Here is a 17,346-nt window from a genome sequence, read left to right on the forward strand (position 1 = left end):
CTGGCCAAGGCTGAGGCGCCTTCGGAGTTCGAAAGCCACGTTTCATGGCGTAACAGCAGAGTAAGTCTCAACCGATTGCAAAGGTATCTCGATGGCCAACGTCCTGCGTGACTTCATCAAGCGTGCGCCGGCCAGCCCGGATTTAATGGTTGCGTTGATGCTGCTTCTGGCTGTCGCGATGATGGTCATGCCTATCCCGGTCGTGGTGGTCGACGCCCTGATAGGATTCAATATGGGGTTGGCCATACTGCTGATGATGGTTGCCCTGTATGTCAGTACTCCACTTGATTTTTCCTCTTTGCCCGGCGTTATTTTGATTTCCACTGTCTTCCGTCTCGCGCTCACGGTCGCAACGACGCGACTGATCCTGGCCGAGGGGGAGGCCGGCAGCATTATTCATACTTTTGGCGATTTCGTCATTTCAGGCAATATCGTGGTGGGTTTCGTCATATTTCTGGTCGTCACCATGGTGCAATTCATGGTCCTCGCGAAGGGTGCCGAACGGGTGGCAGAAGTGGCGGCGCGTTTCACGCTGGATGCTCTGCCGGGCAAGCAAATGGCGGTCGACGCAGAGCTACGCAACGGCCACATCGATGCCAACGAATCCCGCCGGCGGCGCGCCGAATTGGAGAAGGAAAGCCAACTCTATGGCGCGATGGACGGCGCGATGAAATTTGTGAAGGGCGATTCCATCGCCGGGCTGGTGGTTATCTGCATCAACATGCTGGGTGGAATTTCGATCGGCCTGCTCTCCAAGGGCATGTCCTTCGGCGAGGTACTGCATCACTACACTCTGCTGACGATAGGCGATGCATTGATATCGCAGATTCCGGCCCTTCTGCTCTCCATTACTGCGGCGACCATCGTCACCCGTGTGACTGGGACGGCGAGGATCAACCTCGGTACAGAAATGGTCAGTCAGCTCACGGCCAGCACTCGAGCCTTGCGACTGGCGGCCGGCGTCCTGGTTGTAATGGGGTTCGTTCCTGGGTTTCCCCTCCCCGTCTTTCTGATGCTGGCCGCAGTGTTCGCTGCGGTAAGCATTGTCAAGGCTGATGTGCTGGGCGCCGGCACTGCCGATGCGAAAGGTGGAACTGCAGCGGAGCCTAAGCAAGCCGCGCCTGCGAAGGAATTCCCGATCGCATTTTTTCTAGCGCCAGATCTTATGCAGGCGGTCGATCAAGCCGAATTGCAAAAACATATTGGGCGCGTTTCGCTCCTGGTCACAGCCGATCTGGGCATTATCGTTCCTCGCATCCCTGTCTTGGTTGACGAGCAGCTGCCTGAATCGCAATTCCGAATTGATGTCGAGGGCGTGCCAGTCGAACAGGACGCCTTAGATCCAAACCAGATGGCGCTCCGAGCCGATGTAGCGCACGTCGACTCGAGCGGTGTCCCCCTTAGACGTGAGCCGAAAACGGACAGACTCCCGGTTGAACATACCCCTGCAAAGGCCCTTACGGGCGCCGGCACGGAGCATAGGGCTCCCGGCGAACTCCTCGCCTTGCGCGTCCATGCAGCGTTGACCCGCTACGCACCGCGATTGGTGGGCATCCAAGAGACCCGACATTTCCTGGGCCGAATGGAGCAGGAATATTCTGAGCTTGTGAAAGAGGTGCTACGCACGACGCCGATTCCTCGGATTGCCGATGTTCTGCGCCGCCTCCTGGAGGAAGGTATCCCAATCCGCCACACCCGTCTCGTGTTGGAGGCATTGGCCGAATGGAGCGAGCGTGAGCAAAACGTTGCCCTGCTGACGGAATATGTCCGTTCTGGTTTGAAGCGACAGATCTGCCACCGCCATGCCAACACGGAGGGCATCGTGTCCGCCCTGGTCGTCGAGCGCGAGAGCGAGGATGTGATGCGTGGCGCGGTTCGAGATTCGGATGCAGGCCCCTATCTCGCACTGGAGGATCGGCAAAGCGAAGCCATGCTATCACAGATACGTCAGGTCCTTTCGAACGCAGAACCGGGTCAAACCCGCCCTATTCTGTTGACGTCGATGGATGTCCGACGTTTCGTCCGCGGCTTTCTGACGCGAAACGGGGTTGATCTCGCCGTGCTGTCTTATCAAGACCTCGCCTCCGACTTTACAATTCGCCCCGCAGGATCCGTCACACTCCCGCACGGATCGAACAGCGGATTGTTAGAGTAGTCCCACCTTTCCTAACTGAACGCCACGCGCCTCCCCGATAACTGAGAGATAACATGAATAGTAATACAGTTTCTCCATCGCCTATGTTTCTGCGCCGGAACTCACTTCTTTTTGCCGTACTCGCCATTCTGCCTTTGGGCGGTTGCGCCAGCTGGCAAAAGCCGGCTCTTTCCGTGCAGGAGACATCTTCCCCCGAGTTGCTCAGCGCCGATCAAATCGATCCGGCTATGCGCGAACGCATTTTGCGCGAAGTTGGTCAGGATGTTCAAGAGCGGGCTTTGCGGGATGAGGTGAAGCAGCACCCGGACAATGTTGATGCGGCGATACGACTTACAAATGCCTTGGTGGGCCAGAAGCGCCCGCACGAAGCGGTTGAGGTGCTCGACAGCGTCTTGGTTGCAGCCCCAGGAAACGTACGTGCATTGAATGCGAAGGGCGTGATTTTGGACATTGAGGGGCGGCATGACGCGGCACAGGCCCTGTATCGGCGAGCTCTCGAAAACGAGCCAGGCAATCAGATGGTGCAGCATAACTTCAATCTGTCGCTTGCCTTTAACGGCAAGTCCAAACAACCAAGGTTAGCACGATCGCAATAGGTGGGCACAGTGCATGCGCAGCCTGTTCCCCGGCTCGAACACGCGCTCGGCTCCCATCATAGATGGCCCCCTGAAGAGAGCCATATCTATGCAAAACAGTTGCTCCAGATCTGGCCGGCAGAGATCGGCAGGAGAGCCGGATGACATCACGCGGCCACCCGCAAGGCCACCCGCCTCGCTTCGTTGCCAGAGCGCCCTCTCCCTCGCCGGTCACCGTCTCGCAATGCGGCGACCTGGCTTAAGGCGGTCGACCGAGCGCCCGATGCAGTAGCCATGAATACGTAACGCAGCGATGGACCCGCCGGATCGTGTCGCGCTTGTGCTGGCCGTCCCTGCCATTACAGCACGGTGATTGTAGCTGGATCATATTCTAGAGGCATCGATGGTGTGGATGCCTTCGATCCAAACAATCGATTTGTTGAATTCGTCCGCCTGAGGAAATTAGCTGCGGCGATCCGACTTCCGACGCCTGCAGGTGCAAAACCAACAGCGTGAGCGCTGCGGGTCCGGAGGCAGGCTGCAAAGTGCAATCACCAGCGCTGATAAGCGGCAAGTGAAGAATGTATCGCTCGGGCGACTCCTGTGTTGTGCACGGTTGCCCCGCGAGGTGAACTGTAGCAGCTTGGCAGCTCAGCGTTCACGAAAGGAGAAAAGATTTGGGGCCAAGCAAAGACCGGCTTTTTTGATTGTCTTGCTGTATCGCTATGGTGGGGCGGGCGCGAACGCTCCCATAATTCAATACGCTGCCTTTAGCGATGGACGATGACGGGATGCGTCGCCGAGACTTCAATGGTGGAGGAGCAGCGCACCCGTCGATCCATTTGCTTTCAGCGGCAACCGCCACTATGAAGCGACACTTCGCCCAACTGTGTTTCAAGCTGCCCGGAGAAGTTTATGACAGAAGAACCCCACAAGACCGACATCCTCATCGAGCTCACTGCCGATGTTGTATCAGCCTACGTCTCCAACAACCCCGTCCCGGCGGGGGAGCTTCCTGCCCTGATCGCCCAAGTGCACGGGGCTCTAAACGGCACGGCTGGACTCATACCGGCAGAAGAGCCTGTGCCTGTAAAAAAACCTGCTGTCCCGATCAAAAAGTCGATCGAACCGGACTACATCATTAGCCTTGAAGACGGCAAGAAATTCAAATCGCTAAAGCGCCATCTGGCGACGCACTATGGTCTGACCCCAGACGAATATCGCGCCAAATGGGGTCTGCCGTCGGATTATCCCATGGTGGCGCCGAATTACGCCGCTGCGCGCTCCGCCTTGGCCAAGACCATGGGACTCGGCCGCAAACCGAAAGAGCCGGAAGCCCCAGCCACGGCGCCGGCGAAACGGACCCGCAAGAAGGTCGCAGCCTAAATCCGTATCAACAGTCGTTCGGACGCGCAGCAGCCGTTGGCCCAATCTGCGCGGAATCAAAGGGCGGGGATGAGCCCCGCCTTTCCCGTCCAAGAGCCTCATTTCCAGAGTAATTCATGATGGCTCCAGCAATCCCTGCCGCGGCATTAACTTGCATGCTCCGGCCCGGGTTTCGAGCCGTCAATGCGTTCCGGCGATGACGAACCTTGCCAAGGCTTTCCCGGACCGTTAGCCAGCCTTGCTGAGGCTGCCTGCAGAGGACTTTCCCGTGCGGCGATCCTGTTCCACCTCGTAGTTGATCTTCTGGCCCTCATTAAGGGTCGACAGGCCCGCTCGTTCAACAGCGGAAATGTGGACAAAGACATCCTGACCGCCGTTGTCAGGCTGAATAAAACCAAAACCCTTCGTGCTGTTGAACCACTTCACCGTTCCAGTCGCCATATCCATTCCTTTGTAATAAGTCGCAACTTAGGCAGGCCATTCACGCCAGCCTGATTTGTACACGAGACTTTAGGCGCATCAAAATCGGAAAATTGCAAGGCCCACTCGATCGCCTGATCTCCAGCAGCAACTGCAACATATGCGAGGCGCGTGCCAGACGAGGCGTATGCCAGACGTTTCGTCGTGCGCTGTCGCTCGAACGTTGACAGAAACAATGACACACCTTGCAAACTCGGCACATCTTGTGGACGTGCTCGGGTCGCTTCTCGACTGCGATACCCGCTCCTGACCGGGTATCGTCGGCCAAAATGAGGGTTTTTGTCATGTGCCGCCAGACCGAAAGATCAGGCGCGCAGCGACCTGCACATTCAAACCGGAACCCGCGAACCTCGATTAGCTTCTGCCTGCTCCGAAGGGCGGTAGCCTGCTCTGAGGCGGGCCACTGTCGGGTTGAAAACCAACTGTCGGGTTCGGAACCCCAGATTGTCGGCAAGGTACGCGCCGCCCACTGGTTGGCCAAAGGGGCACTGGCTCCTGATCCTGCCGCCATGCTCGCCCGATCTCAACCCGATCAAGACAGGTCTGCTCAAAACTCAAGGCGCGGCTGCGGAAGAAGGCGGCCAAAACTTTCGACGCTCTCTGCGGAACTCTCGGCGATATCTGCCAGCTGTTGGAGCCAAATCAAAAACCATTAATTGCGACAGGTGATTTTATGACATTCATTGCGAAGAGGCCAGAATGAACAGCGGAAGAGAGTAGCAGCTCTCTGGTCGCGGCGAGGTGGATCGTCGACACGATCGGCACCTGGCCCGTGCGGGGATCGCACCGCAGCCAGCACCAGAGCCAGATCTTGACCGCTTGCCTTGCTCAGGCGCCACAACAACGAGTGGCTGGAAGCAGATCCACGTGAACTCAGCGATATCGATCAGACGATGCTTACCCTCATGAAAGCCGATCCCGACGCTGTCCAGCGCCGCGAAATCCTGACCAGCATATGGCGCATCGGATGCCACCGCCTGCACACTCACCATCGACATGCCGGAACTCGGAACCAAAGGCCGCAAGCCTCGCCGGCCTCGGCAAAATGGAGCGGCCGCGCCTTCATCCGGGGCGGCCGGGCCAATGTTCGCCAGGCCCTCTACATGCCCGGCCCTTCGCCCTGCGCTTCAACCCCGACCTCAAGGCAAAATACCAGGCGCTAAAGGCGGCAGGCAAACCCGCAAAGGTCATCATCTTGTTGCGAAAGCTCCTCATCCTAGCAAACGCTCTCCTCAAGGCGCAGCGAAAATGGCCCCTAAAACCCTTGACCGAAACGGATACCTTAGCCTTTCAGGTGAGGCGGGCCGAGATAGACCAACCGCGGGTTTAACTTCGCGAGTTTAAGCTGATTATGCCGATGCAACTCTAGCGCCTGCGCGACCGTTTTAGCTTCCATCAACAAGGCGGCAGGGTGGGAGGAAGTACCCTCCCCTGCCGCGAACAAGCTTTGGACAAAGCCCCACCTTGTCCGTAATGTGATCGGGAGGCCGGGGCGCGGCGGTGCTCAGCGGATGTGACGCGCGAGATCTGCGACCCTACCCATCAGCACTTCCATCGGTCCTCGCTGGAAGACGCGCAGCCAAAGCACCGCAAAAGTGCTGATAACCACAACGAAGCCAAAGAGCGTGGACAGGCTCTCGTCTTTGAAAATGTTTATCTTCATAAGATAGGCTATTCCCGCAATGTGCAGCACATAGGCCGTCAAAGACATCGAGCCGACTGCGATTATTGGCCAGACCAGCTTTCGCAGACGCGGGAGCGCATCCACAGCGAGCATGCAAGCCGCCAAGATGATCATTGCGCAACCGGTGCTGCCCACGATCGAAAGCGTCGTTTCGCTATGAGGTGCGGCTATCCATGACGACTTGACTATAAATGACGACTTGGAAGGCTCAAAAGCGCCGTCAACGTCAGACCACCACAAGGAGGTTTCAGTCAAAGCGCGGGAACTCAGCGCGAGCAAGGATCCCCCATGGCCCAACACGGCCAGCGCGACCCCCGCCAGACCAAGGCGCCAATGCGCTGCTAGCGTATTAAGATTAAGGCGCGCGATGGCCATGCCAGCGATGAGGAAAGGAACCCAGGTCACCGCGGGATAGTAGCCGTTGACCATGAGGTTGAAGACCGGGTCGAGGAGGTTGGGGGCAACCGACAGAAGGGAGGAACGGACTTGCGGGAGAACTAATGCCGTAGCGGCAGCGATCAAGCCCAGCTGATATGCGCTGAGCCGATGGAGCGGCAATACCAACAAGAAGCAAATTCCGTAGTATTCTAGGATGACTTCGACCTGGGTACCGAGGCAGCCCAGGATTGAGCCAAGCGCGAGCAAAACAAGGGCACGAATTGCGACTCTGGCGATGGCCTGTCTACCGGCTATCCCCGACTTCGGCGCCTTGCGACCTGTAATCAGGAGGATTGAAAAACCGGCCAATACGGCAAACAGGGCCGACGGCCGCCCATGGGTTAGTTCCATCAGAAACCCGACTAGTCCTCCTTCGCCGGGGTCGGGACCGAGATGGGCGGCATACATCCCGAAGACAGCCAGGCCCCGAGCGAGGTCGATGCCGACCAGCCGATCTACTACCGACCCATTCCTAGCGTCGGCAACCGGTGCCTTCATTACCATGGTAGATTCCCTTGTTGGGTGTGTGGATCGCGGGAGCCGCGATAGGAGAGCCGGTCGGCTGCTGCCGTCGCCTCGTGAAAGGGTTCAAAACATCGCGCCATCTGGCGCATCGAGCCGGCGACAGAGCTGTTCAGCCATTAGCCTGGGGTAAGAACAACAGATCGGCTCACAAAGCCTGTGTCACGGACCTGAAAAGTGGTGTCGCGGAACCGTCGTTTTTTGCATGATGGCTAAGCCGAGAGATCCACTGCACCGACGAGAGACTCAGCGACGTTAGATATCCGATCAGTACGCCGCGGCTCCGCCGGTGACGATCACCCCGGGTGTCAAGGCCAGGGCGTAAACCTGCCATAATCTGTGGTAGTGCGCCCGCGACCAATCCGTTCGACAAAGCTCGGCGCATGGTCGAGCCAATCATATTCTTCCATGTGGCTGTTGCCTGAAAAACCGAAGACGCCGTTCGCTGGTCCAGCTGTTCCAGACCTCGGCCTGCGTCGGTCATTAGAACCGGCGCGCCTGTTTCCCAAATCAATTTGCTGATGCAGCCGCCGGGGGTCACATTGAGCAAAAGTGCCGAGGTCAGGACGGGTTTCATAGGGGCTCTTCGTTTGGCTTTGTTAACGACCCCTTTCTTGCAAGTTGTAGCTGACAGCAGCCTGAAAGCTCCCCAAATAATTCGCTGCCGCCGGTTCAGCCTATTGTCAGCTTCGACCAATAAGATGGGAGCCTTGCCCTCATACCGGAGCTCGGCAGCATGATGCGAATACTGCTCACTGAAGACGATAAGGACCTTGGAAGTGCTATGCACGATCATTTGGTGGCTGGTGGCCACGCGGTCGACTGGGCCAAGAACCTGTCCGAAGCGCGCGATTATGCAGCTGTGGTCGGCTACGACCTTATTTTGCTCGACGTTCACCTGCCGGACGGCAATGGGATCGACTATCTGCGGGAGCTGATCAAGGAACTTGAATCGGCACCGGTCATCATTCTGACAGCCTGCGATCGGATTTCGCATCGCATCGAGGGCTTCAACGCTGGAGCCGACGACTATTTGGTCAAGCCGTTCGATCTGGGGGAACTCTCAGCGCGTATCCATGCAGTGGCACGTCGCCATGGGCATTTTCCGGAGCCGCAATTTTCGGTTGGGACGCTTTCCATACAGGCAGCCGAGCGACGCCTCTTCCGCGACGGGCAGGAGGTCTACCTGACTTGACGCGGATGGGCGGTGCTCGACTACCGTCTGCCCCAGCCCTGCACGGTCGTTTCAAAAGGGAAGATCGTGGACGCGCTTTTCGGCAGACGGCGCTGATTCATACTCTAAAAGAAAATTCGGCTTCCAGTTGCCTTGGCCATGACTGCCCTTCCCGAGAGATGGGTGACAGTTCATTCCGGATAGATGGGTTACACTTTCGGCCCTTTGCAAGGAGAGCAAGGTGCCTTGGAAGGAGTGCAACGTCATGGAAGAGCGGCTGAAGTTCGTCGCCCGGCTGCTGGACGCGAGAAGATGGCGGTGCTTTGCCGGGAGTTCGATATCTCGCGCAAGACCGGCTACAAGATCCTCACGCGCTACAACGACAGCGGCCTGGAGGGGCTGACGGACCGATCGCGGCGGCCCTATCGCCACGCCAATCAGCTTCCGTTTCAAATCGAGAAGCTGATTGTGCGCCTCAAGCAAGACAAGCCGACATGGGGTGCGCCGAAGATACGCGAGCGGCTGGCCCGGCTGTATCCGGATGTGCACCGGCCCGCGATCTCGACCGTGCATGCCGTGCTCGACCGCCACGGCATGGTCGAGCGCCGCAAGCGCAGGCGCAACAGGGCGACGGGGACACCACTTTCAAACGGCTGTCGCCCTAACGATCTTTGGTGTGCCGACTACAAGGGCGAGTTCGGCAGAGAACACGGCCGGGACAGGGGATCACAAACACTTGACCGTTCCAGACCCTGGCAGTGGCGCATCGATTGACCGTTGGCTCTGTTCGTGGGCACCGAAAATAGGGCCTTCTTGGTCCTCGGCAGAGAATATGGCCCGGACGGGGGATAACAAACACTTGACCGTTCCAGACTCTGGCAGTGGCGCATCGATTGACCGTCGACTCTGTTCGCGAGCGCCGAAAATACGGACGACCCCTATGGTCAAAGTGCACTTCTGACCTGCTAGGCACTGTTCGATAACTGGAGGCACCCGCTACGGTGCCCTCGTATTTAAGACACCTGTCAGTTTCAAGCCTGGACATTGACGCGTGGCGCGGCTGCCATTCGTTGACCGCCACGTCGAATTGCCCGCCAACCAGTGTACAGCCGCCGGTGGTCACATTGAGCAAAAGTGCCGAGATCAGGAGGGGTTTCATAAGGCCTCTTCGTTTGGCTTTGTTAACGACCCCTTTCTTGCAATTGTAGCTGACAGCAGCCTGAAAGCCCCCAGATATTCGCTGGCGCCGGTTCAGCCTACTGTCAGCTTCGACCAATAAGATGGGAGCCTTGCCCTCATACCGGAGCTCGGCAGCATGATGCGAATACTGCTCACTGAAGACGATAAGGACCTTGGAAGTGCTGTGCACGATCATTTGGTGGCTGGTGGCCACGCGGTCGACTGGGCCAAGAACCTGTCCGAAGCGCGCGGTCATGCAGCTGTGGCCGGCTACGACCTTATTTTGCTCGACGTTCACCTGCCGGACGGCAATGGCATCGACTATCTGCGGGAGCTGATCAAGGGGCTTAATACAACGCCGGTCATCATTCTGACAGCCCGCGATCGGATTTCGCATCGCATCGAGGGGCTCAACGCTGGCGCCGACGACTATTTGGTCAAGCCGTTCGATCTGGGGGAACTCTCGGCACGCATCCGTGCAGTGGCACGTCGCCAAGGGCATTTTCCGGAGCCGCAATTTTCGGTTGGGACGCTTTCCATACAGGCAGCCGAGCGACGCCTCTTCCGCGACGGGCAGGAGGTCCACCTGTCTGGACGCGAATGGGCGGTGCTCGACTGCCTTCTACGCCGGCCCGGTTCGGTCGTTTCAAAGGGGAGGATCGAGCACGCGCTTTATTCATTCAATTCGGAGTTCGAGAGCAACACAGTGGAGGTTTATGTCAGCCGGCTCCGCAAGAAGATCGGCGGGGATAGAATAGCAACCGTGCGTGGCTCCGGATACAGGCTCGTGGTCACATGACGAACTCGAACAGCATGACGAGAAAGCTGATATCGTGGTTAGGCGGGGCAACGCTCCTGGTTTGGATCGCCGCCCCAACCATTGCTGCGTTCATTTTTTGCAATAATGTAAACGAAAGTTCGGATGACTTGCTCCAGGCGAGCGCAGAGTACAGAGAACCAGAGCTGATCAAGGTCTTGAATGGAAAACACGTTGATCAATACAATAACCACTTGCCAACTTATGAAAAGTACTGGACCTATCGTGAGCAGGTTATTAATAAGTACGGGGTAGTGCTTATTTCTGAACCGGAAGAGGGTCAGCAGCCCTTCCCTGATGCTCCCCTGAGTAACGGCTTTTGGCGAAACGCTGATTACCGCGTCTACACAGAGGAGATCCAAGACGGCGTGTATCATCAGTTGGCCGAACCGCTTGATGGCCGCCGTACCACAATCGCGAAGGGCGCACTTTTTGTCTTCCTTCCGACACTCGTGCTCCTGCCCTTTAGCTTAGCTGTTTGGTGGATCGTGATCCGGCGCTCGCTGCGGCCAATCGAGGTACTGCGACAGCAGATCGGATCGCGCGACGGCGGCAATCTGTCACCAATGGACTTGGGCGATTTCCCGGCAGAGTTGGCTCCAATCGCGGCATCCGTCAATCGGCTTCTCGATCGTCTGCGGGCGGCTCTCGAGGCCGAACGCGAGTTCGCCGCAAACAGTGCGCATGAACTGCGCACGCCGATCGCAGGTTCAATCGCTCAGATGCAGAGATTAGTGGCCGAGCTTCCCAATGGGTCGGCCAAAATGCGTGCGCGCGGCATCGAGCAAGCGCTGTCGAGCCTTGGCCGCCTTGTCGAAAAAGTGCTTCAGCTCGCTCAAGCCGAATCGGGGGTTGGCATGGCGGATCACGCGATCGATCTTGTCCGATCGGTTCGGCTGGAAATCGACGACCTGAGGAAAAAGCCGCAATATGCCGGACGCCTGCATCTTAACGTCGACGGCTGCCCCACTTTGATGCGCAAAGTGGATGTCGATGCGTTTGGGATCCTCCTTCGTAACCTGATCGAGAATGCGCTGATACATGGACTGCCCACTGTTCCGACAACAGTTTCCGTCCAAACTGATGGAACCATCGCTATTGCAAACGCCGGACCGGTGGTGCCCCTCCCCGACCTCGAAGGGCTTACAAAGCGATTTAGTCGTGGTGCTACTCCTGCTGCGGGCTCAGGCCTTGGTCTACATATCGCTAACATGGTTATCCAGCGGATCGGTGGCAGTCTAGAGCTTGCGTCGCCCGCCCGCGGTCGCAATGATGGTTTCGAGGCGATCATACGAATTCCTCAATGACACCGGTGAATTCGACGACAGTTGGACACAGGGCGGATTGCTGGCAAGGCTGCTGACATGGCGAACTGTACGGCAGTATGTATACGGCGTAGAAATCGTACTTCACACAACGCATTTCGGCCGCGGCAATCAATGCCGCTATCATCGTCTGAGCAGTTCGATCGAAGCGACACGACATGATCGGCAAAATCGAAGGCTCCGCCTCACCGCTCGCTCGATTTCGCCCGGGGAGAAAAAAGGCCATCCGAGAAAGTGCAAGCCGCCGCGAAAAGGCGACGTGTCCAATTGTCTGGGTGCCCCTGTGCGCCGGCCCGATCGGGTTGGCGCAGGTCCAGTAAGGACCCGGACCAACCATTCCATTTAGACGACCGGCAGGTTTTAATCGGCGTCCGGATCGCCGTCCCAAAATGCCCCAAGTATACGGCTAGAAAGGCTGCCAACGATCGAGCTTTGGTCGGAGGCGTGCTTGTCAGCGTCTTGGGTGCTTGACCGGCCTTTGCAATGGCCATCGCCATCGCAAGTATCGTGCGTGGCCAGTGAGACCGCAATTTCATCAGCCTGGAGCCGACCGTATCGGTGCTTTTTTATGATTTAGGGATTTTTCGTTTTCCTCTTGGATCATCACGGGTTTGGAGAGGATCTGGTGTTAAGTGCCATTCGGAGCGCCGGCGAACCGCCCGAAATTAATGTGGTCGAGTGATGAAGCCTCCCGAATGCGTTAAACGAGACCCTTTATGGCGGCCCTGGCTGACAACAGTCTGAAAGCTGCAAGCGGCATGCGAAAATGGGGCGATCCTGAATGACGACAGATGCTATCAACATGAAAGAGGCTCGCCCTGAAAGCTGAGCACGCTTTATGCTCAGGCTGCTGACAAGGCCAAAGCAGCGTAAGTGCGTAGTGAAATCCAAGGTCCACATGGGTCGTCGCGCGTCCCGTGCGCCTGGGAAGGCGCCGGCCCGGCCAAGCTTTCCCAGCTCGTCCGCATGATGCTTCGCTGAGCGTCAATGGACGTTGGCGCGAGACCAAGGCGTCGTGCGTTGCAATCCGGACGGTCCAGGGTATCAGGAGTTTCACGGCCTCGGCCCGCTTGGCTGGCCACAGTTGAAGCTCCAACGTACCGGCTGGCACCGGGAAATTGGGCTCTGCGCTGCCTCAACGCTGATGGCACGGTCAATGCTTGCCTACCGATGGGGCCGCCCATGCCGTGATGCTGTCGGTCGACGTTCGCAAACCAGACCCTCGCGAGACCCAGCGAAGGGGCTCGCCGGTACGACGAGGGACCTTACCTCTTTATGCGCGGCATCATTATCGAGGATGACATGTTGCCTTACACGTCGTCCCTCGCGCTCGGGTCTTTGTGGGGCGGATGAAGTCCTGATCGCGGCGGCACTGCTGCATGTTTGCGTAAGACCCATCCAGTCACGATCGCGCTGTCCTTCGATGTCGCGGTGCTGATAGGCGGGCAGATCGGTGTGCGCGGCGCCCGCCAAAGGATCGTCGTCACGCCGGAGGAGGCGAGCGTCATAGCCGGCGCGCCGGCGAAAGGCGCTTTCTGTCGGATGCCCGACAATGTCGGATATCGCAAGTATCAAGGTTGGATCAAACCTTGCGAATCGGGGCTTTCTTACTTGGCACGGGGCATGCTCAGGTATCCGCAAACACCCAATGGATAACGAGCAGACTTCCCATGGCCTCACCATGCCGAAAGTTTCCCGGACGCATCCAAAGATGAGGCTCGCGTCAGGCCCAGCAACACGCTGACGGCTCATGTGGCTCGGCGTCGCGTGCCGATCCACTTTCTCCCAATAGGCGTTCGGGAGACATAGATCCTTCAAAATGAGGAACAGATCACTTTGCCAGGAACGCAGCCCATAACCCCACTCTCCCTATCAGAACTACCAAGCAAGCCCCGCACTCATGGGCTTCGCAGGACGTCCGTTGCGTCCGAGTTGGTCGGCGCGGGGACGGCTCCGATCCCCGTCGCATGGGAGGACGGCAAGGCGAGGGATTTCGTGCTCGACAACGGCATGGAGGTGGTCGTCATTCCCAACCACCGGGCGCCGATCGTCACCCACATGGTGTGGTACAAGATCGGCAGCGCCGACGAGCCGCCGGGCAAATCCGGCATTGCCCATTTTTTCGAGCATCTGATGTTCAAGGCGACGACCAACCATGCGGCCGGCGAATTCGACCGCGCAGTGTTCGAGATCGGCGGCTCGCAAAATGCCTTCACCTCCTCCGACTACACCGCCTTCTATCAGACAGTGGCGCCGTCGGCGCTCGAGCTGATGATGAGCTTCGAGGCCGACGAATGCGAAACCTCATCCTGACCGACGATGTCGTCAAGACCGAGCGCGACGTGGTCATCGAGGAGCGCCGCTCAAGCACCGACACCAACCCGCAGGACGTGCTCCATGAGGAGATCGACGCGACGCTGTGGCAGAACCAGCCCTATCGCATCCCGATCATCGGCTGGATGCAGGAGATCGAGCAGCTGAACCGCGTCGACGCCACCGCCTTCTATGAAAAGTACTATTGGCCCAACAACTCCGTGCTGATCGTGGCCGGCGATGTCGAACCGGACACGGTGCGGGCGCTGGCCGAAAAGACCTATGGCAAGGTGGCGCGTGGACCTGACCTGCCGCCGCGCATCCGGCCGGTTGAGCCCGAGCAGAACACCAGGCGCACCGTCACGCTCTCAGACGCCCGCGTCAGCGTGCCCAGTTTTTCGACGCAGTGGGTGGTGCCGTCCTACCACACCGCCAAGCCGGGCGAGGCCGAAGCGCTCGACCTGCTGGCCGAAATTCTCGGCGGCGGTAACCGCGGCCGGCTCTACCAGGCGCTCGCTGTCCAGCAAGGTATCGCTTCCAGCGCCCGCGTCTATTTCCAGGGCACTATGCTCGACGACACCAAGTTCGCCATCTATGGCGCACCGCGCGGCGATGCCAAGCTGGCTGATCTCGAAGCGGCGGCCGCTGCCGAAGTCGCCCGCATTGCCGAGGATGGTGTCAGCAACGAGGAACTAGGCAAGGCCAAGGACCACTATTTGCGCAATATGATCTTTGCGGAAGACAACCTGGACTGGCTCCCCAGCATCTACGGCTCGACGCTGGCCACCGGCGGTACCGTGAAGGATGTCGAGGAACGGCCGAATCGCATCCGCAAGGTTACCCCCGAGCAAATCAAAGCAGTTGCCGCCCGCTATCTCGCGTTCGACCGTTCGACCACGGGCTATCTCTTGCCCAAGACGCAGAATCAAGAGATGACGCTCGGCGCTCGGCCCCATGCTGCGATGAACATCCAGGAGGTGAAGTCCGAAAAGGGCATCATCGCCTGGCTGGTGGAGGACCACACAGTGGAAATCGTCAACATCGGCTTTGCCTTCAAGGGCGGCACCAAGCAGGACCCGGTCGGGAAGGAGGGGATGGCCAAACTGATGGCCGGCCTGTTCATCGAAGGCGCTGGCCATTACGACAGCGATGCCTTCCAGGTGAAGCTCGACCATGCCGGCGCCGAAATGAGTTTGGACGCGCAAAGCGACGACATCTACGGATCGGTGTGCATGCTTTCCAAAAAGCAGGACGCGGCGTTCGGCCTGCTTCGGCTCGCGCTGAACGCGCCGCGCTTCGACCAGGGGCCGATCGATCGCGTCCGCGCCGAGATTGTCTCCCGCATCGTCGGCAGCGAGCGAGACCCTAACGCCATCGCTCAGCGCAAATGGCTGCGCGCGATCTATGGCGCGCATCCTTGTTCAAGGCTGGGAGAAGGCACAAAAGAGAGCCTGCCCGGCATCACGCCGTCCGACCTCCGCGCCTTCCACCAGGCCATTTTCGCTCGCGACGGGCTCCATATTGCCGTGGTGGGTGACATTGACGCGAACACGTTGAGGGAAAGGCTTGACCAGCTGTTTGGTGATTTGCCTGAGCAACAAACCCTCGTCCCCGTCTACGATGTCGCGCCGAAACTCGGTCAACTGGTGGAGGAGAACTACGACCTGCCGCAGACTTCGCTGACGTTGGCCTGGCCTGGCGTGAAGCCTAGCGCGCCGGATTTCTACGCGGCCGTGCTGCTGAACGACATCCTTGGCGGCTCATACTTGACTTCCCGCCTTTACGAGGAGGTACGTCAAAAACGCGGCCTTGCCTATCACGTCAGCTCTGAACTAACCCTTGACTCGCTTCTGGTTACGACAGAGACACGCTCGGACTGCGCTGCCCAAACACTGAGCATCGTGCGAGATGTGGTAAAGCAGATGGCGCAGCAAGGACCGACCGGGGCCGAGCTCAAGGCGGCGAAGAAGCACCTGATCGGCGCCTATGCCATCGACCAACTGGGCTCGACCCGCTCGATCGCAGACCGGCTCCTGGATTTGCAGATTCACAAGGCCGACGTCGACTACAACCAGCGTCGCGCCCGCAGCATCGGTCGGGTGACGCTCAAACAGGTCAAGGCGGCGGCCAAAAAGCTGCTTTCGGCCGAGCCCGCCATTTTGGTGGTCGGCCCGCCGCTGGGCGGCAAGGATGAGTAAAGAAACTCATCTCACCTTCCTTCTTCATCGGGGCTTCTCGTGGGAAGAGCGAATGTGGAGGCCCGTGGGCCAAGCAGATCATGCAGACGCGCGGAGTCGTTTTCGCCGACCTTGCGCGGCATTGGCGGTCCGGCGGCCTCTCGCCGAAATGGCGCTCCTCAGCATGTATGCCGCCTTTTTGCAGAATTCCGTCGCATGCCACCAGCAGGCATGGTGGATGAAGCAAACATCCGACTGCTTAATCCATCAATTGATGAACCGCGGGCACTCAAACTAACGAAACTGCTGTCTTTTCATCGGGCTAGCGTGGTCTACCAGCTGCTTTGCCGAGGCCCTACGACGAACCCACTGGTGCAGAATACACACTGACGGCCTGTCGACCTGGATGTTCGCTGCGTTGAGGAGGAATCCGGTATTGCCCCTGTGCCTGCCGATGATCCGCCGTCTGAAATCCCCGCACCTGTTTGGAGCCATCGACCGCCTGCCGGCACTCGGCAGACCAGTTGGCAATAAGACGTTCGAGGTCGTCAATCCGTCGACCGGCGAAGTTTTGGCAGAGCTTCCCGATATGGGCGTGGAGGAGACACGTGCTGCGGTAGACAAGGCCTATGTTGCGCAGTCGGGATGGGCCGCGTTGACGGCCCGAGAACGTAGCGACGTTCTTTGGCGATGGCATCAGCTGATCATCGACCATGCAGGCGATCTCGCCGCGATTCTGACTGCGGAAATGGGCAAGCCGCTTGCCGAAGCCATTTCAGAGGTATCGCATGCGGCGGCGTATCTGCAATGGTATGCCGAGGAGGCCAATCGCGTCTATGGCGAGACGATCTCGGCACCCTCGACAGACCGCCGAATGCTAGTGATCAAGCAGCCCATCGGCGTTGTTGGCACGATCACGCCATGGAATTTCCCGGCCTCCATGGTGGCGCGCAAAATCTCGCCGGCCTTGGCTGCAGGCTGCACAATCGTGCTCAAGCCCGCTGAACAGACGCCGCTCGTGGCTGGCGCAATGTTCGCCCTCGCCCATCAGGCCGGCTTTCCCGATGGCGTGGTCAACCTGATCTATGCGTCCGAAGGTGATCGCGTGGGCCGTGAACTCT

At 58.7% G+C, this 17,346-nt stretch carries 9 protein-coding genes and 3 pseudogenes; 10 read left to right on the plus strand and 2 right to left on the minus strand.

Annotated elements, in window-relative coordinates; genetic code table 11:
• Nucleotides 1-91: 91 nt before the first annotated feature.
• The 3 genes from sctV to EOD29_RS28220 all read left to right on the plus strand — a co-directional run bounded on the left by sctV (nucleotide 92) and on the right by EOD29_RS28220 (nucleotide 4,116).
• On the plus strand, nucleotides 92-2,155 hold the full coding sequence (gene sctV / locus EOD29_RS28210) for a type III secretion system export apparatus subunit SctV (RefSeq protein WP_063169272.1): 2,064 nt from the start codon (nucleotides 92-94) through the stop codon (nucleotides 2,153-2,155).
• 53 nt (nucleotides 2,156-2,208) lie between these two features.
• Complete coding sequence (locus EOD29_RS28215) at nucleotides 2,209-2,751, plus strand: tetratricopeptide repeat protein (RefSeq protein ID WP_081714429.1); 543 nt, start codon at nucleotides 2,209-2,211, stop codon at nucleotides 2,749-2,751.
• A gap of 894 nt (nucleotides 2,752-3,645) precedes the next feature.
• Nucleotides 3,646-4,116 carry a MucR family transcriptional regulator gene (locus EOD29_RS28220; protein ID WP_024505385.1) on the plus strand — a complete coding sequence of 157 codons (471 nt, stop codon included), beginning with the start codon at nucleotides 3,646-3,648 and terminating at the stop codon, nucleotides 4,114-4,116.
• Nucleotides 4,117-4,344: 228 nt separating this feature from the next.
• On the opposite strand, the gene EOD29_RS28225 is transcribed toward EOD29_RS28220, so the two are convergent.
• Together EOD29_RS28225 and EOD29_RS28230 are read right to left on the minus strand one after the other, a co-directional pair.
• Complete coding sequence (locus EOD29_RS28225; protein ID WP_008874821.1) at nucleotides 4,345-4,557, minus strand: cold-shock protein; 213 nt, start codon at nucleotides 4,555-4,557, stop codon at nucleotides 4,345-4,347.
• Nucleotides 4,558-6,100: 1,543 nt separating this feature from the next.
• Nucleotides 6,101-7,222: a DUF418 domain-containing protein gene (locus EOD29_RS28230; RefSeq protein ID WP_024505387.1), complete on the minus strand. Its 1,122-nt coding sequence runs from the start codon at nucleotides 7,220-7,222 to the stop codon at nucleotides 6,101-6,103.
• Between the two features lie 754 nt (nucleotides 7,223-7,976).
• Here EOD29_RS28230 and EOD29_RS28235 point away from each other — a divergent pair.
• From EOD29_RS28235 to EOD29_RS28265, 7 genes and pseudogenes are all read left to right on the plus strand, one after another.
• On the plus strand, nucleotides 7,977-8,435 hold the full coding sequence (locus tag EOD29_RS28235) for a response regulator transcription factor (RefSeq protein ID WP_224570033.1): 459 nt from the start codon (nucleotides 7,977-7,979) through the stop codon (nucleotides 8,433-8,435).
• A gap of 244 nt (nucleotides 8,436-8,679) precedes the next feature.
• Nucleotides 8,680-9,113 (plus strand): annotated as a pseudogene (locus tag EOD29_RS28240) (helix-turn-helix domain-containing protein); the annotation flags it as partial.
• Nucleotides 9,114-9,732: 619 nt separating this feature from the next.
• Nucleotides 9,733-10,392 (plus strand): response regulator transcription factor, encoded by a 660-nt coding sequence (locus EOD29_RS28245; protein WP_127248576.1) that lies wholly within the window; start codon nucleotides 9,733-9,735, stop codon nucleotides 10,390-10,392.
• The gene (locus EOD29_RS28250) at nucleotides 10,389-11,717 is read left to right on the plus strand and encodes a HAMP domain-containing sensor histidine kinase (protein ID WP_127248572.1); all 1,329 of its coding nucleotides are present in this window, start codon (nucleotides 10,389-10,391) and stop codon (nucleotides 11,715-11,717) included. The genes EOD29_RS28245 and EOD29_RS28250 overlap by 4 nt, the downstream gene beginning before the upstream one ends.
• Before the next feature lie 1,950 nt (nucleotides 11,718-13,667).
• Nucleotides 13,668-14,971: pseudogene (locus EOD29_RS28255) on the plus strand (pitrilysin family protein); the annotation flags it as partial.
• Nucleotides 14,972-15,520: 549 nt separating this feature from the next.
• Nucleotides 15,521-16,246, plus strand: a pseudogene (locus EOD29_RS38055) (pitrilysin family protein); the annotation flags it as partial.
• A gap of 415 nt (nucleotides 16,247-16,661) precedes the next feature.
• A partial coding sequence (locus tag EOD29_RS28265) for an aldehyde dehydrogenase family protein (RefSeq protein WP_127248573.1) occupies nucleotides 16,662-17,346 on the plus strand: 685 nt, incomplete at its 3' end.

Origin of the sequence: Mesorhizobium sp. M1A.T.Ca.IN.004.03.1.1, from assembly GCF_003997555.1 — a bacterium.
Taxonomy (GTDB): domain Bacteria; phylum Pseudomonadota; class Alphaproteobacteria; order Rhizobiales; family Rhizobiaceae; genus Mesorhizobium.